The following is a 25,352-nucleotide window of genomic DNA, read 5'->3' as shown; positions in this document are numbered from 1 at the left end:
TCATCCTCCTTTTTAAGTCGGATTTTTACAAGAAGTATCGTTTCTCTCCCTTTTTATTATAAGGAAATGGAGGTACACTTTAAAACGTTGATTTTATTTACGAAAGGGGTTAGACACGATGAAACAAGCTGTCTTCAAATCAACTGCTTTAAAAAAACCCGCTGACAAAACGTTCTCATTATTTTCGCTTACTTGGCCGATTTTTATTGAGGTCTCATTATATATGTTTATGGGTAATGCCGATACACTGATGCTCAGCCAATATTCGGATAACAGCGTGGCAGCAGTCGGCGTCAGCAACCAGATTTTGAATTTAATTATCGTGATGTTCAGCTTTATCGCCACAGGAACGACCGTGGTGATTTCACAATTTTTAGGCTCACGGCAAAAGAAAGAAGCCATGGAAGTCGCTTATGTGTCAATCGGCGCCAACTTCTTCATCAGCCTTGCGATCAGTGCCATCATTTTTTTCGCGGCTGTCCCTCTGCTTCATATGATGGGATTATCAAACGAGCTGATGCCTGATGCGAAAGTCTTTTTACAAGTTGTCGGAGGTCTGTCCTTTATTCAGGCTTTAATCATGACATTCAGCGCGATCTTAAAAAGCTACGGCCACACAAAAGATACAATGTTTGTCACTATCGGCATGAACATTTTAAACATTGCCGGAAACTTTGTTGTGATTTTCGGTTTGTTCGGCTTTCCTGTTCTCGGCGTTGCCGGTGTGGCGCTGTCTACATCTATCGCCCGCGTCATCGGATTAATCGCGATGATTGTGATTGTCAACAAACGCATTCAGCTGAAGATGTCGCTGAAAAAAGTGTTTCATATGCATAAAGAGCATTTGCGCAAGCTGCTGAAAATCGGCATCCCTTCTGCGGGAGAGCAGCTGTCATACAACCTGTCGCAAATGATTGTCACGTATTTTATCGCGATCATGGGCGCGCAGGCGTTGACAACAAAAGTGTATACGCAAAATATTACGATGTTTATTTTGCTGTTCGGCACTGCGATCAGCCAGGGTACGCAAATTTTAATCGGCCGTTATATCGGCGGCAAACAATTTGATGCCGCTTATGAGCGTTGCATGAAGAGCTTATATTGGGCTCTCGGAATTGCTGCGGCTACCTCAGTTTTAATGACGATCTTTTCAAAAGACCTGATCGGAATCTTTACACAAAGCCCTGATATTATTGCGACTGCGAGCCTTTTGATTGCTATGACGATTATCCTTGAACCAGGCCGCTCGTTTAATGTCATTATCATTAACTCCCTGCGTGCCGCAGGGGATGCGAAATTCCCGGTTTACATGGCAATGATTTCAATGTGGGGCATCGGCCTCCCGCTTGCTTATCTACTCGGCATCCATCTCGGTTTCGGTCTTGCCGGCATTTGGATTTCCTTTATCGCCGATGAATGGGTTCGGGGAATCTTAATGTACAGAAGATGGCGCTCCCGCATCTGGATTCAAAAAGGTATGGCGTAACACCCGGCTCAATCATGCCCGGGTGTTTTTTAGATATCAGACAGAACCTGCTTCACTTCAGTCTCTGTGAGAGCGTATTGATGTTGAAATACATCGTGCTGCTTCGCCCGGATTTTTTCTAAAAAACTCCGGTACAAATGAAGAGCGGCTTTCACCGTTTTTTGGGAATACTGCGGAAATAGCGGCAAGGCATCCTGACACTCTTCAAGGTAGGCTTCTGCTTCAAAAGCGATATACTCCCACGTCATTGTGAAGGCCTTATTCACGACGCCCTTTTGAAGGTCGTCCTCTGTATATCCAAACTGCTGCATCACCTGCCGGGGGATGCGGTTTTTTTGCTGTTGGCCAGTGCCGATATCTCTCAGCATCCGAATCAGCTGAATCGCTAAACCGAGTGAACCGGCTGCATGTGTCAACTGTTCCTGATGCCGGCGCGTCATGATTGGGAGCAGCATCAATCCGGCTGCGCCGCCTGTCTGGTATGCGTGCATGAGCAGTTCATCAAGATTTTCTAACGGTTTATCTTCCGCTTTCTGTGCGGCAATAAACTCACGGAATGGTTCGCTGTCCAGTGTAAAGGTTTGATACGCATGGCCGAAAGCCTTCCACAAAAAATGATTCCCGTTATAGGTACGGGAAAAAACATCTTCCACCTCAGCTTCAATGGCAGATAACGCCTTCCCATCCGCATTGGCTACCGTATGGCAAAACGCCATAACCGCCCAAGCTGCCTGCCTTTGCTTCAGCGGAAGAAACGAAAATGCTTTGTAGCAGGCTGGTTCGCGGGCGCTGACGATCTGGCCGCATTCAAGATAGGCTTCTTTTATCTCTTTCATTTCTTTTCACTCCTATGTATCACTGCTTCTTCAAGTCTATTATGTTTTCTCGCAATTGTATATGAAGAAAAAGCCGATTCCTTTGAGCAGAATCGGCTTTTTCTTTATCCTTCATCAATATCAATTCGATACGCTTCAAACCATGTATGAATTTGGGCAAGATGGGCGATAAGCTGCGGTCCCTTCATGAGCTGCCCGAACCACGGAACCTTGAAGGAGGAACCTTCCGTTTCTAAAAGCTGATCTAATTGTTTTCTGTCCAGCAAGGTATGGAGCACGGAGTCCTTTTGGCTTCTGATCGTTTTCAGCCATTCGCTGACGCCTTTTGTATATTCGGGGTGATGCGTTTTCGGGTACGGGCTTTTTTTGCGATACAAAATGTCATCAGGCAAAATGCCCTCAAGCGCTTTGCGCAAAATGCCTTTTTCCCGGTTATCATGCATTTTCATTTCCCACGGAATATTCCAAACATATTCCACAAGCCGGTGATCGGCAAACGGCACCCGCACCTCCAGGCTCGCCCCCATGCTCATGCGATCCTTCCGATCCAAAAGGTTCGTCATAAACCAAAGCATATTTAAATAGAACAGCTGTCTTCTTGCTTTATCCACACCCGTTTCTCCGTCTAATAATGGCGTTTCCGCCAAGGTTTCTTCGTATTTGGCATTTACGTATTCTTTAAGATTCAATTTTTTCTGCCATGAGTCAGAAAGCAGCTTGATCCGCTCCTCTGTCGACCTCATCCATGGAAAGCCTGACTCGACGTCAGCCATATGAAACCACGGATACCCGCCGAAAATCTCATCCGCGCACTCTCCCGACAGGCTGACGACAAAGTCCTTTTTGATTTCCCGGCAAAACCACAGCAGGGATGAGTCGACATCCGCCATTCCCGGCAAGTCTTTGACCAGTACAGCTTCCTCCAAATGATCAACGAGATCCTTTTGGCTGATGACACATTTGTGGTGCGTTGTGCCGAAAGCCTCTGTCATTTTTTCAATCCATGGTCCGTCATCATTCGGCTGAAAAGCGCTTGCTTGAAAAAATTTATCGTTCTCTTCGTAATCAATCGAATAAGTATGAAGCGGTGCTTTTCCTTCCTTTTCAAAATGGCCCGCCGCAATCGCTGTAATCGCGCTTGAGTCCAGACCGCCTGATAGGAACGTACAAACCGGCACATCCGACACAAGCTGCCGTGTCACCGCGTCTTGAAACAATGATCTGACATTGGCAACCGTGTCATCAAAACTGTCCGTATGTCTTTCGCTTTCAACATTCCAATAACGCCAAATCGTAAGCCCGTCTTTGGAAAACGTCAGCGCGTGAGCCGGACGGATTTCTTTTATGCCTTTAAATACGCCAGTGCCCGGGGTTCTGGACGGTCCAAGCCCGAAAATTTCAGAAAGTCCCGTTCTGTCCACTCGCGCTTTTATATCAGGGTGTGCGAGGATCGCTTTGATTTCCGACCCGAACAGAAATGAAGAGCCTTCCTTCGCGTAAAAAAACGGCTTTACGCCGAGACGGTCTCTTGCGGCAAACAGCAGATTACGCTTTTCATCCCACACAGCGAAAGCGAATATGCCATTGAGATGGTCGACACAGTCTTCCTGCCATTCAATGTAGCTGTGCAGAAGCACCTCGGTATCTGACGTACGCTCGAATTGATGGCCTCGCGCCCGCAATTCTTTGCGCAAATCTTCCGTGTTATACAGCTCGCCATTGTAAATAATGGTGTACGTATCCCCTTTATAGGTGCACGCCATCGGCTGGCGTCCGCCTTCAATATCAACAACAGCAAGTCTTTTATGTCCGAATAAAACATGGTGCTCCCCCCAAACGTTAGAATCATCAGGCCCTCGTTTGGAAAGAGTGTCTGTCATTCTGTTCATCGTTTGTTTTTCCTGGACGAGCTGCTTTTTAAAATCGACCCAACCCGTAATTCCACACATGTGATATCAGCTCCAATCCCGTTTCTATCGTAACAATTTCGTTTCTTTCAGCACCTTAGTAAGTTTATGCATCTATAGGCAGATAGTTGATTTGTCCATAAAAGAGTTGTATGGGACAGGCTTGAATTGGAAAGAAAAGAGAGGAATGAAGAAAAAGGAGACAGCATGCATGAAACGCAAACAATTGATATATACAGAGGAACGAAAATGGGAATACGGCACCATCCTCATCGAAGACGGCATCTGTTTAATCGAAAACGGAGAAGGTGATATACTTTTGGCGGACACTCTCCAACACAGCCCAATCTGGGTCCATCATAAAGGAAAGTGGGAGCAAGCCGGCTTTCAGGATCAATTGGTTCTGGCATGCGGTGAAGAAAACATCTCCCTTTCCGGGGGAGAACGCATCCGCTATGAGAAATCAGTCAAGCGGCCGCTTATGGCGCTTTTAGATTCGCTTGACGACGAAACCTTTCTCGCATTTCTGCAGCACTTGCACAGCTTCGGCTTATCGGTATTCGATTGCGTCTTTTCTTATAATAAAGGGGTCTTTTCAAATACTTCGGAGGAACAGGGTGTGTCCTTTTATCACTTTTCAAATGATACCGCCCAGTGCGCGATGCAGCATCACTACAGCAGCGAAGGGACAGGAGACCGGTTTGAATGGACGGCTTCAAACGGAAAGCGATCCATCATGTATTCAGCAGTCAAACGGGGGCGCAAATAAAAAAGCGGTGCATCGAGCACCGCTTTTTGGTTTTACTTTTCAACGACAACTTTTACTTCCTTGCTTTCTTTTTTATCTGTATCCGCAGCCGTGACGTACAGCACCGTTCCGGCTTTTTGTTTTTTGATTTTCACCGAAAACGCCCCTTTTGCGTCAGCCTTGGCAGAAGCAATGACTTTCTTTGATTTGTTTTTCACTCTGATCATCGCTTTGCTGTTCGCCTTCCCTTTTACTGCAGTATCCTTCGATTTCACCGCGTTTATTTTCGGTGTGCCGGAAGGTTTTCCTTTGACGACAACAACTTTATACGATGTTTTCGCATCGCCTTTTGTTGCTTTCACATACAGTACTTGATCCTGTTTTTGAGTCGCGATATTAACCTTGAACGCATTGTCTTTTCCGGCTTTGGCGCTGCCGAGTTTCTTTTTGCCGTTCATCACCTCGATCAGTGTGCCTTCCTTCGCGTTTCCTCTGACAGCTGTTTGAGTGCTTTCCAGCTTGTTGACCTTGAGCTGTAAATCAGCTGCGCTGACAGCCTTCATGACATTCAGACGCCCGTAGCCTGAGTGCCAGTCTACTCCAGGTGTCTTCGGAATTTCAATCGGATCGCCATAATCGTCATATAACTCTTCTTCTTCGCCATCGACACTTTCAAAGGAAATATCATCTGCTGTTTTTTTCAACATATCCTCTACTTCTGTTCTTTTCAGCTTAGGATTTTGAGCAAACAGCAGTCCCGCAGCAGCGGCAGCATATGGCGTCGCCATGGATGTTCCGCTCATATACGTGACATTTCCGTTCGGCACTAAGCTCGGGATATCAGACCCTGGAGCAGAGATGTCCAAACCTTTTCCATAGTTAGAAAAATCCGCGGTCATATCCATGCGGTTCGTGGCGCCGACAGACATCACATATTTAGAAGATGCAGGATAAGATAAGGAATTGGCTCCGTCATTCCCGCTGGCTGCGGCAATCAAGACATTTTTGTCAGCTGCGTATTTCAAAGCAAATTCAAGAACGCGGCTGTAGCCTCCGCCTAAACTTAAATTAATTACCTTTGCTCCTTTATCAGCAGCATATTTGATGCCGAGTGCGATTTGTTCAGTATCTCCAGAGCCTGTGGAATCAAGCACTTTGACAGGGACAATTTTCGCTTTGGCGTTCAATCCAGTCATTGAATAGCCGTTATCGCTTTGGGCGGCGATAATGCCTGCGACATGCGTTCCATGTCCCTGATCATCCATTGCGTTGTTATTCCGTCCGACAAAATTGCGTCCGAGATCGGTTCTTACTTTTCCTTTTAAATCGGCAAGCGTGCTGTCAACGCCTGTGTCTACTACTGCAATGAGTGTATCGTTAAGCTTGCGCTTGGACAGCAATGTGCTGGCAGGCTCGTATTTTACATCTGCGTTTTTAACACCGCCGTTTTCACCAGTGTTTTTAAGCGGCCATTGGTAAGGATACTGAATATCGTTTGCCAAACTCTTGTATTCCTGTACGGGTTCCGCAAATTCTACGTTAGACATCTTGGATAATGTCGTGGCAGCGCTTTTGACCCGTTTGGCGCTTGCTGTATATGTGCCGTTCTGTTTCTCATCTTTTGGCAGTTCAAATGAATACAGATTGTCAAACAGTTTCTTTGCCTTTTTCACATTAGAAATGTCTTTTTTCGATTGCGCGCTTGCAGAAAAGCCCTTCATTTCGTTATGTACGGATGAGAGGCTTTTATTATCCTTCACCTTGAAAATAACCTTTGTTGTCTGAACTTCACTTTTTGCTGCAATATTGTTTTCAGTTAAAATTGTTCCTGCTGTTTTGCCTTGCAGCTGCTTAATATTTAATCGATCCGCCTGTTTCTTTATTTCCTCTTTAAGGAAAGATGGTACCGACTGTAAAGCTTTGTCATATAGCCGATTGATCGCTTTTTGATCCTTTTCAGTGACCTTATATGAAGATGACGTTCCGTTTTCTGACACATCGTCAAATAACGGCTTTAATGTCACAAGATCCTGATAGATTTCATTTCTTGCTGTTTTATTGAGTGCGAGCTTTGCAACGATAAACGGTGCTGCTTTGTAATAAAGGCTTGTCAGTTCTTTGCCTTCTGCTGTTTGGCTCAGCTGCTCATCCCGAATCGCTCTCAGCTTATCCAGGATGCCTTTTCCAGATTTTTTCTGATCGACACTCATTTCAACCGGACAAGCTTCTTCCTCTTCTAAATCTGATGGCTGTTTTTTGGTGCCTTTATACCCAATCGTATACTTGGCTTCCGCAGCTGCATTTGCCGTTCCGCCGTCCTCTGGTTCTTCATCTCCGAGGTATTCAACTTTTACATAGTAAGGGCCGCTCCACGCGTATGGAAAAATGATTTCGCTTTTTCCATTCTCCGCTGTGAAAGATCGGTACATCTCAAACGTTTCATCTTTAAGCGCTTTTTCCTTACTTGGATATACAGATACATTCAGTACTGAATCACTCTTTACGGTCAGTGCCATATGTGAGTTTTTCTGAATATCCGTCTTTCCCGGAGTCACTTTGTACCATTTCACCTGTTCCGGCTCCTTCATGGCGCCTGTCTGCTCTTTGCCGATTTCCAGAGCAGCCGCCTGATCAATCGCTCCGGCCGCTGCGGCTTTGGTTCCCGGAGAAAACAGGCTGAAAATCAGCGCAAAAATAAGCACTGCCGCCACAAACGAGCTGAATTTTCTGCGTTTCATGTTATCCCTCCTGCAAAATAATGAATCTCCTTGAAGGTATCATAATTTCATAGGACGAGATACCGCTTACAGGGAATTTTAAGGTTATTTTAAATGATTTGGAATATAAGGGGATAAATATAAAAAAACCCAACTCTATCAAAGAGCCGGGTTCATAGGTTTTTCTATTAAAACAATTGAAAACCGATTGGCAAATGCAGACCGAGCAGCACTGTCAGCAAAAGGACAATGACGAAGCCGATCCACAGGCCCCCTGTTGATTTTTCTTTTTTCTTGCGGATGAGGAGCATTTCCATCAGGCCGATGGTGATAATGCCCAGAATCATTTTGCCGGCGTATTCTCCGTTCCAGTTGGCGAAACGGACAAACAGCTCCGCTCCTGTCAAAATAATAAGGATATAGAATAACCGCAGAATCATATGAGTGATTTTTGCGCCCTTCGCACTTCCTGACGAATACAGCGAGTAGCTGACGAAAAGCAGAATCAGCGCTACCACCCATGTCGTAATATGTAGGTGTGTCATATATGTTCCCCCTATCAGATAAATTACCCCACTTATAGTACCATGAACTTGTCCTCTGCCACAAAGATGATTGTCAGAAAAAACGGGCGGGTCCAGGTCCGCCCTCAAGTTTTATTCAGCCAATTTGGTTTGACAGCGTTCCGATCGGGTCAATTGTAATATCAATTTTGTCACCTGACCGCAAGAATTTTGGAGGCGTAAACCCCTTGCCGACACCAGACGGCGTACCGGTGGCAATGATGTCGCCCGCTTCAAGCGTCATCCCCTTTGAGAGGGTTTCAATTAATTCCGGAATGGAAAAGATCATATCGCTTGCCGAACCGGATTGGCGCAGCTCGCCGTTGACTCTTGTTTCAACCTTGAGGCGCTCTGGCTCCTGGATCGTTGATTTATGTACAAGCACGGGTCCCATCGGACATGTCGTATCCAAGCTTTTTCCGATAAAAAACTGCTTATGCCTTTTTTGCAGATCACGCGCCGTGATATCATTCACAATCGTATATCCGAAAACATGGTCATATGCGTCTTCTTTTGAAATACGGGTTCCGCTTTTTCCGATCACGACAGCAAGTTCTCCTTCATAATCAAGCTGAGAGGTGACCTCTTCATGGCTCTGGACGATATCACCATGCCCCGTAACCGTTACTGGCGATTTAGTAAATACCATCGGATACTCCGGAATATCAGCCTCACTTCCCATTTCAATCGCGTGATCCCGGTAGTTTTTGCCGATGCAGATGATATTTTTTGATGGCTTCGGAATGGGTGCATGGAGCTTCACCTCAGATAATGAATACATAAATGATCCAAGCTCATCATTCGGCTTCTTCGCCCACTCGGCCAGCTGCCTTGCATGCGCAACGAATTTATCCCCTTCTGCGATACATTCAATCAGCGATCCCGGAATCGTCTCGAGTTCAAACAGTTTTTTTTCAGCCTTTTGCAAATCCATAATTTTCTCATCATCAATGATCAGGCCGACAAACATTCGGTTGTAAAGTTCCCCTGTCGCAAATTTCATGTTATTCCTCCATCATCTTTTAAATCAGTATGCTCCTTCATGTATTCTCTGTCGAATGCTGAAATCCCTTTTTCTCATATCCGTTTTCATTTCGTTTCAGGACGGGCTTGCTGTACATATCATACAAATGTCGTTTTGAGAAGGAGGAAAGAATATGGAGAGCGTGCATTTATTTTTTCACCGGGAGCAGCTGAAAAGGAAAGGTACTGCCAAGGGGCTTTTCGTAACAGACCGATCTGTTTCTCCCATTCTTCTCACACAGCGTGACAGAGCGGAAAAGGCATCCTATGAAATCAGCTGGGAAAAGTCTCTGCTTGGTGAAAGGACACTTTTTTTGAATGCGGAACAGGGTGATCCGTCCTTGATGCGGCGCAGACTCGCCTATTGTTTTTTTGACCAGATCGGCGTACCTGCTCCCGCTGCCTCGTACAGCTTCCTGACCATCAATGGCCAGCCTGAAGGCATTTATTTGAACATCAAGAACCATCAGCCAGCCGGTAGAACGAGTTACGGAGTGAAGACCGCCGATCCAAGGATTCCAGTATCCGTTTTTAACGATGATTCTTCCGCATTCTTGCATGAATTTTTCATACTGATCCGTACAGCTGGAGATGACGAATTGGCCGAACGCATTAAATTGTATCTGGATGTCAAGCTGTTTTTTTTGTGGCTGATCGGCAATGCCTGCACCAATCAAGGCTTTTATTACACATTTTGTTTAAATGAATCCAGCCGGGTTTACGTTTCCCCGATAGAGACAAGATCGCTTGCCGTTCAAGGAAGGTATGATGAGGACCCGCTTCTGGCAAAAGGAGAGACGCTTTCGTCTAGGCTTCTTTCCATACCCGCCTTCCGATCGCAATATCACACATTAATGAAAAACGTGCTGAACCGGTCGTTTACTATTGAACGATTGTCTCCTTTCATCAGCGAATGGCATCTTGACATTTGTCAAAGAGCAGCTGATGATCCTTTTCTAAAAGAAATCCCCTTTCAGATCGAAAAGGAGCAGACAAACATACTTAGAGAAATTGAGGAACGGCAGGGCTTTTTACAAGCACACTTAGCAAGACTATAGTCCTTTCTCCATTCAAAAAGGCCGCAGCAAAAAATGTCGCTTTTTTAGTCAAATTGACGAAAGGCAACCTTTTTAGCCAAAATAGGTTATACTAACGATATCCTTTATTTATATCAAAATAAAATCTAGAATTGGAGATAGCGTAATGAACTGTAAAATTGAAGAAATGAGAATCACACTAATTGAAACAGCTCAAAAATACGGCATGAATTCAAAGGAAACGATTCGATGCAGCCAAGAGCTGGATATCCTGCTGAATACCCGGATAAAAGAAGAAATGATGTTTGCGGGATATCTTGAAAACTCCCGTATGTAAACCATTTTCGATAACGATTCGAATACACCACATGTAACTCCGCTTTTTGCTCAGCACTTCTGGGATAAACCTCAGGGCGAGAATGTGCCCGTCCAAAAATCGAATACCGTAGCACGACATACTCCAAAAAGCATTTCTACACGCAAAAACACCAAAGAAATGAACCAAAATGACCCTTGGCGGATCGCGGCATCCTTCGCCGCATTTCCGCTCAACTTATACACAAAACATAACGGCCCAAAAAATTAAAACGTTTTCATCCAGAGCCGATATGTCCCCTTTTAAATTTCTCTCACACATATGTGCGTTTGTCATAAGCTATCGTGAATAGCCCAATTGAAATCAGAATTGTATTTTCACTTTACCTGTCTTTTTTAAATTTTTCAACAAAGGATGTGCTCGTATGCCGGCCATTGTCGGAGCGTTTAAAATTAATGCGATTGGTACGAGCGGAGTCGTTCACATCGGGGACTGCATTACGATTTCTCCTCAGGCTCAGGTCAGAACATTTGCCGGTGCTGGCAGCTTTAATACCGGCGACAGCCTCAAGGTGATGAATTATCAAAACGCGACGAATGTGTATGACAATGATGCGGTTGATCAGCCGATCGTAGCCAATGCGTAAAAGGAGTGAGGCTCATGAACTTCTATATTAATCAAACCATTCAAATCAACTATCTCCGGCTGGAATCAATCAGCAATTCCTCCATTCTGCAAATTGGGAGCGCCGGATCAATCAAGTCTCTGTCAAATTTGTATAATACGGGCAGCTATGTAGAACCGGCACCAGAGGTTTCTGGCTTAGGGCAACCGCTCCAGCTGCAGGAACCCGACACAGGTTCATTGGTCCCGCTCCAGCCTCCTGGCCGTTAATCATATGAAAGAGGTGAAGAACATGTATGATCAATCTGTTTCCTCTTACTTGCAAAACTTGAATTCCTTTGTTCAGCAGCAGGCGATTCACATTCAGCAGCTCGAACGTCAGCTGAAAGAGATTCAAACTGAAATGAATACGATGAAACAGCGGCCGGCCACTACCATTGAGCGTGTGGAGTATAAATTTGATCAGCTGAAAATTGAAAGGCTCGACGGGACTTTGAATATCGGCTTAAATCCGACTGATCCGAACAGCGTTCAAAACTTTGAAGTCAGCCAGTCGACACCGCAAATCGGGATGATGCAGCAGGAAGAGAGCGCTCAGCTCATGCAGCAGGTCCGCCAGAATGTCGACATGTACTTAACCGAGGAAATCCCAGATATTTTGGAGCAGCTTGAAAACCAATATGACAGCAGACTTGACGATGCAAACAGACACCATGTCATTGAAGACATCAGAAAACAAATGGACAGCCGAATCCACTATTATATGTCCCATATCAAAAAAGAAGAGCATACACCGCCTGCACAATATGCAGAACATATCGCTGAGCATGTGAAGCGTGATGTGATCCGCGCTGTAGAACACTTTCTGGAGCATATTCCATCCGAAATGAAAGGAGATGAGCAAGCATGATCTTTACAGTCATCAACCGCAGCTTGGAAGTCGGGGACATCCGGATGAACGGTGTATCCAGTTCCTCTATTTTCCACATTGGAGACACTGAATCGATCTACCTGTCTTCTATTTTTGATACACCGCCTGAATCTCTTATTATCGGGCCGTTTGCTCCGCTTGCGCCAGAATAATGCTTAAACGCATATCGCGCATCAGACTAGTTAAGTTTAATTCTCTCGGGATCGCAAGTGTGTTTCAAGTTGGCGACACGAATGAAATCGATATGAGTGTAAAAGTATTTGCTGTGCAGCGTTCTCTGTCCACGTTTTACCATAATGAAGGTTCATTTAATAAAAAGGAGTATCAGATTTTTCAGCAGCAGGCCGTGAAGCCGATCCCCGAAACAGGTGTACAAAGCGCGTTTTGCCACGAGGTGCCGGCTATTTATGTTCGCAGCATCAAAATTCAAGGGGTCTCAGCCTCTTCTGTTTTACATGCCGGATCAGCTTCGCTTATTCGCGGTGATGCGAGAATCAAACATATCAGACAGATTCAGTCTCCGCGCTCACAATCGCCCGCCAAGAACATATAATAAACAGAGACTTCGATAAAGGGTGTCGTTTATGCCAGCAATTGTCGGGCCTATAGCTATCAATTCCATATCGGGCGGAGTCGTAAACTTTGGTGATTCCTTTTACCTTTCTCCGAAAAGCTCTTCAAAATCTGCGCTCGGTTCGGGAGCAGGAAACACGGGAGATTTCCTTCTATTAAATAACGCAGTCAACGCGACAAATTATATAGACCCCGATGTCAACGATCAGGATATGGTTGGAAACGGATAAAAGCAGCCGCTCTTCAAAGAGAGGGCTGCTTTTTAGTCATTTTTTCTTTTTTCGCTCATTTGATTTCTTGGTTTTGATCAGCTTTTCAGGCGGCTGTTTTCTGATCCATTTGACAAACCGGGCGAGCTCTGGATCGCTTCTGAGTTTTTCTATTCCGTTTAAGCGTACAGCGATCTCTTGATTGGTATATAAGGCATGAATTTGTTTATGGCAAGGTATACAGAGCATCGCTGTCGGCAAAAACGTTCCGCCTTCTTCTTTTGGTATGAGATGGTGCTCTGTCAGCTGGACATCGCTCCGGCCGCATAGCTCACATATTCCGGCAGTCTGCTTTGCCATATCAGCTCCCCCTTTACATCAACTCAAGTGATACCCTTGTACCGCGGCCGCTCGGTTCAGCCGGATGGACGATCAGTTTTTTCGGAAGCCGTGCACGCAGTTCCTGCACATGGCTGATGACACCGACAGCCAGATTGTCTGACTGAAGTTTTTCCAAGGCCGTTACAACCGTATCAAGCAGATCTTGATCCAGTGTGCCGAATCCTTCATCTAAGAAAAAGAACTGGAGCGGGTATTCTCCGCGAAGCTGGATCTGCGCAGACAGCGCAAGAGCAAGTGATAACGAAGTGAGGAAGGTCTCTCCTCCAGACAAGCTGGATACCGGTCGTCTTACGCCTCCGTTCGCATCATCCCGCATCACGAATCCGCCCTCTGAATCTACTTCGATGGCATAGCGCTGTCTCGTCAGCATGCCAAGTCTTGCTGAGGCGTCCCTCGCAACGCTTTCAAGCTGCTCCTCAGCTAAAAATTCGACGAAGGTATTGCCTTTAAACACAGCTTGCAGCTTGTCCAGCCTGTCGATATGTGTCTGCCATTTTTTCAGTTCCGCTTCAATTTCTTTAAATCGTTTATGATGGTCGCGAATGACGGCCAGTGCTTTCGCAGCCGCGCCTTTTTCCTCTATAGCAGCGCCAAATGCGTCCTCAGCTTTTTGTAATGCTGCAACGGTTTCGTTCCATTCGCTCTCTGATAACGCTCTGCCGTCAAGTATCTCTGCTACTCGTTTTAAGTTTGCAGCATTTTGCTTCAGTTTATCCATAAACTGGTCTATGCCGGTTTTCATCTTTTCAAGTTCATCGGCTGGAATGAGACTTTGTTCAACCTCCTCAGTTCGGGTAAAGCAGGTGTTTTTGGCATGCTCAAGCCAAGCAGCTTTTGCTTTTTCCAATCTCCCCTTCGCCTCTTGAAGAGTGAGCTCGCTTGCCGAAGCGCGGCTTTTCGCCTGATTGAGCTTCATTTGGGCGCTTTGCAGTTCTTCATATAAAGATTGTTCTTTTTCCTTTAACAGCCTTAGATCCTGCTGGACAGAGCGGAGTTTGACTTGAATGGAATCTCCTTTTGCATAATCTCCAAGTTCGTTCTCATAATCAGCTATCACGCTCTTGATGCGTTCAGCGGCATAATGAAGCTCCAGGTTTTCCCGTTCAAGCCGGTGTCCCGATTCCCGCAGTTTTTCCTTTTGTGCTTCATGCTCAGCAAGAAACGCGATACTCTTCTCAATTCGTTTTTCACATTCTTCTGCAGCCCGGTCCTTTTCTTCAATGGCTTGCTGCCATTTTTCTGCTTCGTCCACAGATTGATCCTGAAATGCTTCTTTAAACATGTTCAGACGGCTGTCCAATGAGGTTTGAAGCTCGGTGATGATGCTTTCAATACGGTCTGCCTCTCTTTTTTCAAAACCGATTTTTTCATTAAGATGCTCGGCCTTTTTTAAAGACTCCTGATAGGCGCCGATGATTTGTGCCATGCGTGTTTTAACAGAAAGAATGTCCTGCTTGATTCGTTTCCATTCAAATTTGGCAGTTTCAAATGCTTCATACACCGGCTGATTCTCGAAGGAAGCCGCCGCTTCAAGGTTCTGCGCTTGACTGGTCTGCAAAAACGGACACTGTTCAATAAAGCGTGCGGACTGTTCTTCAAGCGTAATTTTGGCTGAAAGAATCTCTTGGCTAAGAGTTGCAGCTTCTGTCAATAACACATCTGTCCGTTTGATGTCCTCTTCAAGATGGCTGTCGGCTTCATATGTTTCATGTACTGACGCGGATGGATCATGATCGGTTGAACCGCAGACCGGGCAAGGCTTCCCGGCGGTCAGCTTTTGGGCTAACTCTTTTGTCAGCAGTGCCATCCTTGCTTTTTCACGCTGTAAGTGAAGCGTATGTTGATTCTTTCTAGCCTCTTCAGTCATACGTGTTAATGAGCGTTCCGTCTCGCACACCAAATGGTACACGGTTTGTACAGCCTCATATGCCTGAATGATGTTGTTTTCTTCCGCTTCCGTCCTTTGAACAAGTGTATTCTTCTCTTCATTCATCTTCTGGAGCGCGAGGTTCAATTCGTCACTTCGATTTTTCTCTTTTTTGATTTGCTCTTCAGTTTGCCTGATGTGCAATGCCATTTCTGCGGCCTGCTGACAGCTTCTTCGCTCATCGGATGTCACCTGCAGGGATTTGAGCTGCTGCTTCAATTCCGTCTGTCTATTTTGCCCTCGTGTCAGGCGGTCTGTTACCGTCTCCAATTCATTCATGACAGATTGAAGAGCCTCTTCTTTCTGCCGGAGTTCAGCCTTTTTGCGCTCTTCCTCTTGCTTGGCCTCACTCAGTTTCATTTCGATTTCCTGCAAGCGTGAAAGCTGTTCCTGCTTAGTTAAAAGCTCAGGTTCTTTCTCGCTTTTATGCTGGCGCCACGCTTCATATTCTTCATGTTTTTGCTGATAGAAAGCAGTCCGTTCTTCTAAATCCTTGCGGGCTAGCGTTTGTTCCTTTTCAGCTTTCGCCTCATGCTGGACCGCTTCTGTGTACCGGTCCGCATAGGGCTTAAGAGCGGCGGCTGTTTCTGCTTCCAGCAGGCGTTTTTGCATAATGTCTACATGCGGCTGTTCTTCCGCAAGACGTTTTTTCTCTTGTTCATAAGCGGATTGTTCCTTTTGGACATTCCAAATCTCCTGATGCTCTGTAAACCGCTCCTTCGCCTGATCACGGTTCTTCCTCATCGCTTCCAGCCGGGCTTCAGCTTGTTCGAGAGCCTTTTCAGCCTGCTCAACTGCCTCTGAACTCGCCTCACCAAGACCCGACTGTTCAGCAAGCATTTCATTTTTTCTCGCATTGGCTTCCTGCGCCTGCCGTCTCAGCTTTTTCACAAGCCTGTCTCCATATTGCTCCAAATTAAATAAACGCTGAAGCATATGCCTGCGCTCTGCCCCTTTTAAAGACAGGAATTCAGCAAATTTCCCTTGGGGCAGCACCACCGCTCTCGTAAAATCGTCGATCGTCAGCCCCAAGAGCTCCTCCACTCTTTTATTCACTTCGCTGGCTTTATCAGCCAGCACCGTATGCTCGTCCTTGATTTCGATAAAGCGGCAAAGTGCCGTTTTCACCTTCATTTCATCCGTTCTCTTAAACACACGCTCGACTTTGTATGAGATTTGGTGATTCGTCTGAAGCGCAAAGGTAAAGGAAACAGACAGCGTGTCTTCGGCATGATTTAAGATTCCGTGCGTATTATTCGCCGCCCGTTCCACCTTTCCGTATAAAGCAAGCGTCATTGCATCAAGAATAGAGGATTTACCGCTTCCTGTCGGCCCGAAAATACCGAAAACACCAGCACCGGACAGGCCTTCAAAATCTATCGTCTGCTCCTCTCTAAAGCTGTGGAGCCCCTTAATGCTTAAGGCGATCGGCTTCATTTCGCATCCTCCTCTTCAACGCCTGATGCAAGCTCTAAAAACAGCTTCACCATTTCTTCATCCGGCACCGCGCCGCCAGTTTGTTTTTCATAAAATTTCTTAAACCGGTCTTCGATGGATACATGCTTAACCTCGATCCGTTCCCGGTCTTTGTTCTGTTCTTCAAAAACCGGCCTGATATGGATAAAGCCTGGGTGCGCCTTCCGCAGCCTGTGAATCTCTTCAAGTGACAGCTGGTCCGCGACACGGATTTCCAGGTCAATCCAAGCATTCTGATCTCTTCCTTCATCCAGCCAGCTGTACACCTCACTTAATCCATTTGCCGCTTTCCACTTCACAAGGGGCTTGCCGCTTGATAATAACACCTCTTGCCAAGTGGCCTCTTCCCCCGGCTTTGCGTCCACAATCGTCACTGATTTTGCGTAGCCTGCTTCAGAAAAGCTGTAGGCGAGCGGAGATCCTGAATAACGTGCAAGCGTCCTCGCCCGCTTGATCGTTTGCGGGCGATGCAAATGGCCGAGCGCGACGTAAGCGGCATCTGCCGGCAGGCTTTCAGCAGCCACCGTGTATGCACCACCGACTTCAATCGGCCGCTCTGAATCAGTTTGGTTTCCGCCCGCCACATAAATATGGCTGGCGGCAATCTTCACTGCATCGTTCCGGAACCTGCTTGTCATATGCTCAAACGCCTGCCTGATTTTTACGTCATAATGATCACGGAGCAGCTTTTCATCAAACGTATCGGATAGCACTTCATTCAACCGCGCTTCTGATGGGTACGCCAGCGCTCCAACCGCCAAAAGCTCCCCTGCTGAAGGCACTTCAATATGAATCGGCTCTGTTGTCGGATAACCGATTAAATAAATGCCGTTTTCATGTGTCAGCGGTGAAGCGGCGGACAAACGGTCAGGATTATCGTGGTTTCCGGCAATGACAACGATCGGGCGCTTTCCTCTGTCACTGAGCGCAGACAGGCTTTCATAAAACAGCTGCTCAGCTAAAGCCGGCGGGTTCACGGTGTCAAACGCATCTCCCGCCATTACAATGGCATCGATCTGCTCATCCTTTACAATCGTATTCATTTCATCCAGCACATCGGCCTGCTCACTCAGCCTGCTTCTTCCTTCAAGCGTTTTTCCAAGATGCCAGTCAGCTGTATGTAAAATCCGCAAATGCTTTCACCTCTCTTTTATATAGAAAACGAGATCCGCTCCGCCTGAAATCCCGGAGCTTATGGATCTCGCTATAATGTGAGAATGTGCCCCCCGTCAAAGAAATAAAGCGCACATCCCTTTACCTTTGTTTTTGCAATTTGCTCAACTGCCTTCGTGTACAGCTGAATTTGGGTATCGTATCGTTTCTTCAAGATCGGGGCCGCTCCTTCAAATCCGTGTTGGAATTTGCCCTCAATCCGGTCCGACTTATAATCCAATAAATATAATCCGTCCTCAGTTTCATAGAGACAGTCAATGATACCCTGCACTAAAAGCGGCTCATCCGCCTCCTCTGCATCAGGATAGATCTCCTTAGCCGGGAGCGCTAAGCTGAAAGGTATTTCCCGGTCCTTCCATTTAGCACCGATCAGCTGTCCCCCAATTTCTGTATGGAAAAATTGCACGATTTCTTCTATATCAATAGCGTCTTTTTGTTCTTCAGTGAGCAGCTCTTTTTCATAAAGCCTTTGAACCGTCTGCTCAGCTTCTTCTATCGACGGCACATGTGACAACGGGATATGCTGCATCACCGTATGCATGGCAGTTCCTTTCTCTGCCGCTGTCAGGCCTTTTTTCATCATAAAAGCGGGACGTCTGTACAGAATGCTTCCGTCAGCCGGTTTTACAGGGGCCCTGCCGCTGTATTCATCCTCGTACTCTCTTTTTCTCTTGATCTCAGAAACCGACTGCTTTGTCCGAATTTGTGTCACCTCTTGATGCGGGTAGGTCCAGTTCAGCTGCTCGCGGGCTTTTTCATCAAACGCAAACGAGCCGGGAACTGGTTCACCTCGGCGGATCGCTTCCAGACGTTCGCTTTTTTCTTCCATTCTTTCTTCCAAATCATCATCAAGCAAATCATAGGAATGAATCATTTGAATGGCAAAACGAGCCGGATGGCCTGAGATATCAGCGTGTGCTGGTGCACCGTTTCCAGCCAAAGCCTCCAATTCTCTATGTCTGGCAAGAGCCGGTCCGATGAAATCTAAATACGTTTTCGCCTGATAGCGGTCAAATTCCGGAAGAAGCCAATCAGTTTGGGACGCGGATGCCTGCCATTTTGCGAGCTGTTTCTGATGATCCTTGCACGAGCCAATCAGAAACAGCTTTTCCTTCGCTCTCGTTAATGCAACATAGAGAACACGCAATTCCTCTGACAGCAGCTCCCTGCGCATTTTTTTCTTCATCGCAATGAGAGGCAGCGTCGGGTAGCTGATGCGCAATTGCGGATGAATATACTTGGTGCCGAATCCGAGCTCCTTGTCCAGCAGGTACGATTTATTTAAATCCATCATGTTGAAATTCCGGCCGAGACCCGCTGCAAACACGACTGGAAACTCGAGTCCTTTGCTGCTGTGGATCGTCATTAAGCGGACAACATCCTCCTGCTCGCTGAGCGCTCTCGCCGTACCAAGATCATCGCCCCGCTCCTGCATGCGTTCGATAAACCGCAGGAAACGGAACAAGCCGCGAAAAGCCGTTGATTCATATTGACGCGCCCTGTCATAAAGAACACGCAAATTGGCCTGGCGCTGTTTTCCGCCCGGCATCCCGCCGACATAGTCCATGTATTTCGTGTCGCGGTATACTTCCCAAATCAGCTCAGATACTGAGTGGTTTTTCGAAAAGACGCGCCATTTTTGCAGATGTCCGTAAAACGTAAACAGCTTTTGATAAAGCTCATCGTTCCGGTCACCAGCAGCCAGGTAGTCTTTCATCGCCTCATAGTACGGCGCTTTTTTATTTTCAAGCCGGATCAAAGACAGCTCGTTTTCATCTGCTCCGACAATCGGTGAACGCAGCACAGAGGCAAGCGGTATATCCTGATACGGATTATCGATTACCTTCAGCACAGAAAGCGCGACGGCGACTTCGACCGCTTCGAAATAACCTGACGTTAAATTGGCGTAAACCGGTATGCCCTGTGCTCTCAGCTCCTCCATGATTTGCGGAGCCCACGGCATGGAGCGGAGCAAAATCACAATATCTCGGTATTGAATATTGCGATGTGTTTTCATTTTTCCGTCATACACCTTAAATGGCGATGAAATCAGCTTGCGAATTTCCTTAGCGATGGCTTTGGCCTCGAACTGCACGGTTTCAAGCTCTTCTGCTTCCTCGTTTGCATCCGTATCTTCTGCGTTGTCGATCAGCAGCAGCTCCGTTTCCGTCTCGTCATTGTCCGGATACGCCGCACCAAGCTTCAGCTCAGCCTGCTCGTCATAATCGACCTCACCGATTTTTCCGCCCATCAGCTGTTTAAATAAAAAGTTTGTGCTGTCTAAAATATCAGCCCGGCTTCGGAAATTTTTATTTAAGTCGATTTTCCGCCCCGTGCCATCTCCGCTCTCTGTAAACCGTTTGTATTTTGAGAGGAAAAGAAGCGGCTCCGCAAGCCTGAATCGATAAATCGACTGTTTGACATCTCCTACCATAAACAGGTTGCCAGTCTCCTCCGGCCCGCTTGTGACGAGCTGCAGAATCGATTCCTGCACGAGGTTGGTATCTTGATATTCGTCAACGAGCACCTCATGAAACTGTTCCTGATAAAACCTTGCAGCCTCGCTCGGCTCATGTTCACCTTTGTCATTCTCAGCTGTCAAAATCGCTAAACAGTAATGCTCCAAATCAGAAAAATCGATGATTGATTTTTCCTGTTTCGCAGCTTCGAATCGTTTTCCATAGCTGATGACAAGCTGTACGAGCGTTTCAATGACAGGCTTCATCTCTGCTAAGCTTTTCAAGTGCTGTTCAGGACTTCGCGTAAAGTAGTCGGTTTTGAGCTTTTCAAGCAGTTTTTTTGCGCCATTTCTCAAATCTGTCGCCTCATCAAGGAGCGCTGGATCGAACTCATCCCCTTTTACTGCTTTGGCACGCTTAAAAGAGACGGCGGGCACACGATGATATAGTTCACTAAAATCGTCCTGATGCTGAATCAGTTCATCAATCTGCGCAAGATCATCAAGAAAATTTTCAGCACGCGGCGCCGGGCCGCCCGGCGCTTTCGTCAGCTCAAGCGCACGCAAGAGCTTTTCCTTCGCCCCGTTAAGCACCATTACAATATCCTCTTTGACATATTGATAAAACGGCAGCTCCTCGATGTCGCTCTTTTCTGATACATCATACAAATGAACAAAGCTTTCCAGCCACGTCTCCGGGTTGGGATGGGATCGGGAATACTCGTACACCTGTTTAACGAGAAATTGCAGATCCAGATCGTGCCGGTCTGTCGTGTAGCGGTCAACAAGCTCAAAAAACGCCTTTTCGCCCTTTGCGTATTCGTCTTCAAACAGCTCGTCAAGCACTTCATCTCCCAGCAGCTCGCCTTCCGTCTGATCAGCTATCCGAAAGCCCGGATCAAGATCGATCAAGTAGTAATATTTCTTCAGCACTTGCAGGCAAAAGGAATGAAGCGTCGAAATGCTGGCCCGATTCAAAAGAGAAAGCTGGCGTCTGATATGCAGCGAGCCGGGGCGCTGTACAAGCTCTTTTTCCAAGGCATCCGCAATTCGGTGCTTCATCTCTGCCGCTGAGGCGTTTGTAAATGTCACAACGAGAAGGCGGTCTACATCAATCGGGTTTTCCTCCGCGGTGATTTTCCGAATCATTCGTTCAACGAGCACAGCGGTTTTACCAGAGCCCGCAGCCGCTGCCACGAGAATATCCTGGCCGGTTGAAACAATGGCATTCCATTGGTCATCTGTCCATGTGCTGTCTGCCGGTTTAGGAATGTTCATTGCCTTCCGCCTCCTTTTTTATCCACTCAAGTATCGTCTTGTCTTTTTCAGCTTTTAATGGGCGATACTCGTTTTCCTCTAGTGATTCATCAAATTGGCACACTGATTTGAACGCACAATATGTGCACGGCGTCTTGTTCTTCATTTTGTACGGCTCAATGGATACGCGTCCATCGGTAATTTGTTCGCCTGCTTCTTGGAAGGTACGGCGCACATGCTTTGTCAAAAGATCAAATTCCTTTTCACCGACTGCTGCCGAGTCTGATCTGAGAGAGCCGTCTTTTTTCAGGCCGGCGTTGATGATATTTGACCGTCCCTCTTGAAGGGTTGTATCCATGAGGCGAACCACTTCCTGATCGCCGAGGAGCAGGCCCTTCATTTTAAATTTCTTAAAGATCTCCTGTTCAATCTCGCCAAGCCCGAGCGGGAGATTAGATTGAATCATCGGGTCATGAATATGGAAATACAGCACTCCGGCTGGCGTTGCCCTCATTCCGAGCCAGTCAGCTGAATGTGTAATCGATAAATCAAGGTACGTCAGCATTTGCAGCGCCAATCCGTAATATACCTCCGCTAAGTCAAGGCCTTTGTCACTTGATTTATAATCGACAATCCTGAGGAGCAGGCCTTTTGAGCTTTCAGCCTTATCAACACGGTCAATTCGCCCGACGAGTTCCATCGTACAGCCGTTTTTCAGTTGAAAGGTCAGCGGCGGAAGCGGCCCTTTTCCTCCAAAGCCCAGTTCAAGCCCGATCGGTACGAATCCGCTCGCTTTCGCATGCTCGCTTAAAATGCCGGACACACGTGTCACAATTTTTTGCAGTTTTTCCTTCACATAATAATGCCGGTTTGAGCTGAGCAAAATTTCCTTTTGAAGTTTCGGTGCCAGCCGCTCTACCGCATCATAGGAAAACAGCTCGCACTGCTCTTTCGTTAAATCGCGCCAATCCAGCTTTTGCTCACGCAGCCTGTCTGAAATCAGCTTTAAGCTGGAATGAAACAGCTGGCCGATATCCGGTGCTTCAAGCTTGAAGAATTGCCGTTCCTTCAGTTGCAGCCCGTGTGACGCAAAATGGGAAAACGGGCATGCGTTAAAGGTTTCCATTCTCGATACACTGCCCTGAATGCGTTCACCATAGAGCTGTCTTGACACACTGCGTTCAAGCTGCTTCACTTCATTCCGGAAAAACAGGCTTGAGAACAGCTTTTTCGATTGCAGCCTGTCCGGCTCACTCATCAGCACATTGTACGTGCTCCACCAGACGTCGCTGATGTCGTATTCCCGCGTCCATAACCTGAGCTGGCTCGCGGTAAAGGACTGTGCCACGCTTTTATTGACGACATACATCAGCTGTTCCTCATCGCTGACCTGTTCAGGTTCATTTGTTAACAGGCGCTCCTTATGATGCGGAAACAGTTCTTCCAGCCGCTTAACGATCATCGACGGCAAAAGCGTTTTTCCTTCCGCATCAGCAATCGGATACGATACATAAAGCCGGTCAGACGGACTTGAAAACGCCATGTAGATCAGGAAGTGCTCATCAAGCAAACGCTCCCGTCCGCCTGAGGAGAGCTCAACCCCAATCGTTTTCAGCCATTCCCGGTCATCATCCGACAGGACCCCGTTTTCATCAGGGCGTGCCGGCAGAACGCCGTCGTTTGCCCCAAGCACAAAGGTGCAGGAGGTGCCATACATTCTGGACAAATCCATATTGCCGACAAACACCTGGTCAAGCGCAGGCGGAATAAGCGAAAATGTAAGCGACTCCGCGCCGGCTTCTATCATTTGCTGAAACAAATCAAGAGAAATCTCATCATCTCCCATCATTTCAACAAACTCCTCAAGCAGCTGAATGACTGCGTCCCACGCCTGCTGATGCTGCTGCGCTTCAATGATTCTGCCGTCTTCCTCAGCACGCTGCCTTTCCTGATCCAGCTTCAGCGGCACATCCGTCTCTTCTAAATAACGATAGAGCGCCTCTGCCTTCTCTTGAACCGTCTTCGCTTTTTTCATGCGTTTTTGAAGCTGAAAAAGCGGCGGAACAATCCAGTCGCGGGTGTCATTCAACATGTTTTCCATTTCGATTTCCTGATCAGTCTGCGCAAAATCATCATCCAATGACACAAAACGCCTGTATTGGAACCGGTCGCCCTTTGTCCAGCGGTCGCCTTTGATACCATAGGCGATACAGTAATTTTCGAGCTGATCGACCTGTTCTCTCACTTTGGCCTTCGGTTCATTGAGCGGGAATAGCAGTTCGGTTTTCACACAGCGAAACACCGCTTCATAACGCCAATTCCCTTTCAGAACATCAAGGCTTGACCGGATAAATTCGATTAACGGATGGTTCAGCATAGATGCTTTTCCGTCAATGAAATAAGGAATTTCGTAATCTGCGAAAACTTCCTTGACCATATCCTTGTAGTCTTCCGGCTGGCGCGTAAGAATTGCTACATCCTTATAGCGATATCCTTTCTCTCTGACTAGGGCGTGAATTTCCCGGGCAATGCCTTCCAGCTCAGCTCGTCTGTTTGCGGCCTGCATCACAGTAAGGGCTTCTTGTTTTTCTGCGTATGGAACGGCCGGACGCGCTTCATACTGCGCCTCTAGATGGGCCAATTCCGGCGTCTCTATATGCCGCTCAGTCCCGCTCAGCTCTTTATACGTAATGTCCAAATTCAGTTCCTTCGCCTTCTGATGCAGGCGGTAATAGGTTTTCCCCGTCATTCTGAACAATTCCAGTTCATGCGGCTCCCGCTCATATGACGGCTTGTCCGCTGTGAGCGAAAACGTGATATGCTCCGCATGAACCATAAGCTGCTCCAATACCCTGAACTCCTGCGGTGTAAACTGATAAAAGCCATCCACATAGATATGGGCGCCTTTTATATCTTCCGCAAGAGGGATATGCTCTGCCAGCAATGTCAAATAATCCTCAGAATGAAGATATTGATCCGCGAGGCTTTTTTCCATTTGCTGATATAGAATCGATAAGTCATGGAGCTTTTCAGATAAAACACGTTCTCCGCGATACTCGGAAGCCGTTCCACTTTCAGCCATCCGGCGGATATCCTCCGGTTCCAGACAATAGCGCTTAAACTCTGTCAGCATCCGCTCAACCTGTGCGGTAAACCCGCTTTTATCACTCGCTTTTTGATAGACTTTGAACTCCTGTTTATGCTCCTCAATGAGCTTGCGCAGGAGCATTTGTACGCCGGTGCTCGTCAGAAACGGCCTGCTCATTCCTCCCGTGTGCTGAAGGACGCGCCAGGCCAATCGTGAAAAGCTGAACACTTGAGCGCGTATCATCCCGCCCATATCTGGCGTTTTAGCAAGCTCATATTCCATTAAAAACGTCATTTGATCCGGGACTAGAAAAATGATCGGCTTCCCGAATGGAGCCCGGCGCAATTCATCCTGAATGCTGTTGATGATCAGCTTCGTTTTTCCACTCCCGGACCTGCCTACTAAAAACTCTGCTCCCAAATTAGAAGACCCCTCTCTTTTTATCTTTATATATTTTATCGAATGTTGACGAAAATGACCAATCTGATCTATTGGTAAAAACGGCCTTTTCACATATAAAAAGCTGATTATCCCCGCACATCTCTCCTTGCCCAACATATACTTTTACAGAAGCCCAATTCCTAGGAATGGAGTTGAATCC

Annotated in this window: 19 protein-coding genes and 1 pseudogene; 10 read left to right on the top strand and 10 right to left on the bottom strand. The window is 46.8% G+C overall.

Going from position 1 to position 25,352, the window contains the following annotated elements:
• Positions 1–118: 118 nt before the first annotated feature.
• Entirely contained in the window at positions 119–1,486 is a 1,368-nt protein-coding gene (locus tag BLL41_RS01045; RefSeq protein ID WP_071576476.1) for an MATE family efflux transporter, read from the top strand.
• Between the two features lie 29 nt (positions 1,487–1,515).
• Here BLL41_RS01045 and BLL41_RS01040 read toward each other — a convergent pair.
• A pseudogene (locus BLL41_RS01040) lies at positions 1,516–2,345 on the bottom strand (phytoene/squalene synthase family protein).
• A gap of 81 nt (positions 2,346–2,426) precedes the next feature.
• Complete coding sequence (gene asnB, locus BLL41_RS01035; protein WP_071576474.1) at positions 2,427–4,271, bottom strand: asparagine synthase (glutamine-hydrolyzing); 1,845 nt, start codon at positions 4,269–4,271, stop codon at positions 2,427–2,429.
• A 145-nt stretch (positions 4,272–4,416) separates the two neighbouring features.
• On the opposite strand from asnB, the gene BLL41_RS01030 reads away from it, so the two are divergent.
• Positions 4,417–4,998 (top strand): DUF2777 domain-containing protein, encoded by a 582-nt coding sequence (locus BLL41_RS01030; protein WP_083427923.1) that lies wholly within the window; start codon positions 4,417–4,419, stop codon positions 4,996–4,998.
• Between the two features lie 32 nt (positions 4,999–5,030).
• On the opposite strand, the gene wprA is transcribed toward BLL41_RS01030, so the two are convergent.
• The 3 genes from wprA to BLL41_RS01015 form a co-directional block, all read right to left on the bottom strand.
• The gene (gene wprA / locus BLL41_RS01025; protein WP_071576472.1) at positions 5,031–7,715 is read right to left on the bottom strand and encodes a cell wall-associated protease WprA; all 2,685 of its coding nucleotides are present in this window, start codon (positions 7,713–7,715) and stop codon (positions 5,031–5,033) included.
• A 167-nt stretch (positions 7,716–7,882) separates the two neighbouring features.
• On the bottom strand, positions 7,883–8,239 hold the full coding sequence (locus BLL41_RS01020) for a YisL family protein (protein WP_014479397.1): 357 nt from the start codon (positions 8,237–8,239) through the stop codon (positions 7,883–7,885).
• A gap of 115 nt (positions 8,240–8,354) precedes the next feature.
• Entirely contained in the window at positions 8,355–9,260 is a 906-nt protein-coding gene (locus BLL41_RS01015) for a fumarylacetoacetate hydrolase family protein (protein ID WP_071576471.1), read from the bottom strand.
• A gap of 154 nt (positions 9,261–9,414) precedes the next feature.
• Here BLL41_RS01015 and BLL41_RS01010 point away from each other — a divergent pair, with 154 nt between their 5' ends.
• From BLL41_RS01010 to BLL41_RS00975, 8 genes are all read left to right on the top strand, one after another.
• Entirely contained in the window at positions 9,415–10,338 is a 924-nt protein-coding gene (locus BLL41_RS01010) for a CotH kinase family protein (RefSeq protein ID WP_071576470.1), read from the top strand.
• 145 nt (positions 10,339–10,483) lie between these two features.
• Positions 10,484–10,654: an aspartyl-phosphate phosphatase Spo0E family protein gene (locus BLL41_RS01005; protein ID WP_071576469.1), complete on the top strand. Its 171-nt coding sequence runs from the start codon at positions 10,484–10,486 to the stop codon at positions 10,652–10,654.
• A 403-nt stretch (positions 10,655–11,057) separates the two neighbouring features.
• Positions 11,058–11,279, top strand: coding sequence for a spore germination protein (locus tag BLL41_RS01000; protein ID WP_003233088.1), 222 nt, complete (start codon positions 11,058–11,060; stop codon positions 11,277–11,279).
• Positions 11,280–11,293: 14 nt separating this feature from the next.
• Positions 11,294–11,527, top strand: coding sequence for a spore germination protein GerPB (gene gerPB / locus BLL41_RS00995; protein ID WP_071576468.1), 234 nt, complete (start codon positions 11,294–11,296; stop codon positions 11,525–11,527).
• A gap of 22 nt (positions 11,528–11,549) precedes the next feature.
• Positions 11,550–12,167 carry a spore germination protein GerPC gene (gene gerPC, locus BLL41_RS00990; protein WP_071576467.1) on the top strand — a complete coding sequence of 206 codons (618 nt, stop codon included), beginning with the start codon at positions 11,550–11,552 and terminating at the stop codon, positions 12,165–12,167.
• A complete protein-coding gene (gene gerPD / locus BLL41_RS00985) occupies positions 12,164–12,340 on the top strand; it encodes a spore germination protein GerPD (RefSeq protein ID WP_071576466.1) in 177 nt (58 codons plus the stop codon). Before gerPC ends, gerPD begins: the two co-directional genes overlap by 4 nt.
• On the top strand, positions 12,340–12,741 hold the full coding sequence (locus tag BLL41_RS00980; RefSeq protein WP_071576465.1) for a spore germination protein GerPE: 402 nt from the start codon (positions 12,340–12,342) through the stop codon (positions 12,739–12,741). The genes gerPD and BLL41_RS00980 overlap by 1 nt, the downstream gene beginning before the upstream one ends.
• Positions 12,742–12,772: 31 nt before the next feature.
• Positions 12,773–12,991, top strand: a complete 219-nt coding sequence (locus BLL41_RS00975) for a spore germination protein (RefSeq protein ID WP_003233096.1) — start codon at positions 12,773–12,775, stop codon at positions 12,989–12,991.
• 36 nt (positions 12,992–13,027) lie between these two features.
• Here BLL41_RS00975 and hlpB read toward each other — a convergent pair whose 3' ends face one another.
• The 5 genes from hlpB to addB all read right to left on the bottom strand — a co-directional run bounded on the left by hlpB (position 13,028) and on the right by addB (position 25,171).
• Complete coding sequence (gene hlpB, locus BLL41_RS00970; RefSeq protein ID WP_071576464.1) at positions 13,028–13,330, bottom strand: HNH nuclease-like protein HlpB; 303 nt, start codon at positions 13,328–13,330, stop codon at positions 13,028–13,030.
• Between the two features lie 13 nt (positions 13,331–13,343).
• Positions 13,344–16,736 carry an exonuclease subunit SbcC gene (sbcC, locus tag BLL41_RS00965; RefSeq protein ID WP_071576463.1) on the bottom strand — a complete coding sequence of 1,131 codons (3,393 nt, stop codon included), beginning with the start codon at positions 16,734–16,736 and terminating at the stop codon, positions 13,344–13,346.
• On the bottom strand, positions 16,733–17,908 hold the full coding sequence (sbcD, locus tag BLL41_RS00960; protein WP_071576462.1) for an exonuclease subunit SbcD: 1,176 nt from the start codon (positions 17,906–17,908) through the stop codon (positions 16,733–16,735). The genes sbcC and sbcD overlap by 4 nt, the downstream gene beginning before the upstream one ends.
• A 71-nt stretch (positions 17,909–17,979) precedes the next feature.
• Positions 17,980–21,684 (bottom strand): helicase-exonuclease AddAB subunit AddA, encoded by a 3,705-nt coding sequence (gene addA, locus BLL41_RS00955; RefSeq protein ID WP_071576461.1) that lies wholly within the window; start codon positions 21,682–21,684, stop codon positions 17,980–17,982.
• Positions 21,671–25,171: a helicase-exonuclease AddAB subunit AddB gene (gene addB / locus BLL41_RS00950; RefSeq protein WP_071576460.1), complete on the bottom strand. Its 3,501-nt coding sequence runs from the start codon at positions 25,169–25,171 to the stop codon at positions 21,671–21,673. The genes addA and addB overlap by 14 nt, the downstream gene beginning before the upstream one ends.
• Positions 25,172–25,352 lie beyond the last annotated feature (181 nt).

The sequence above is a fragment of the Bacillus sp. FMQ74 genome (assembly GCF_001875785.1).
GTDB classification, from domain to species: Bacteria; Bacillota; Bacilli; order Bacillales; family Bacillaceae; genus Bacillus; species Bacillus stercoris.
Note: the sequence above shows the minus strand (reverse complement) of the source record. Positions and strands in the feature narration are given on the sequence as shown.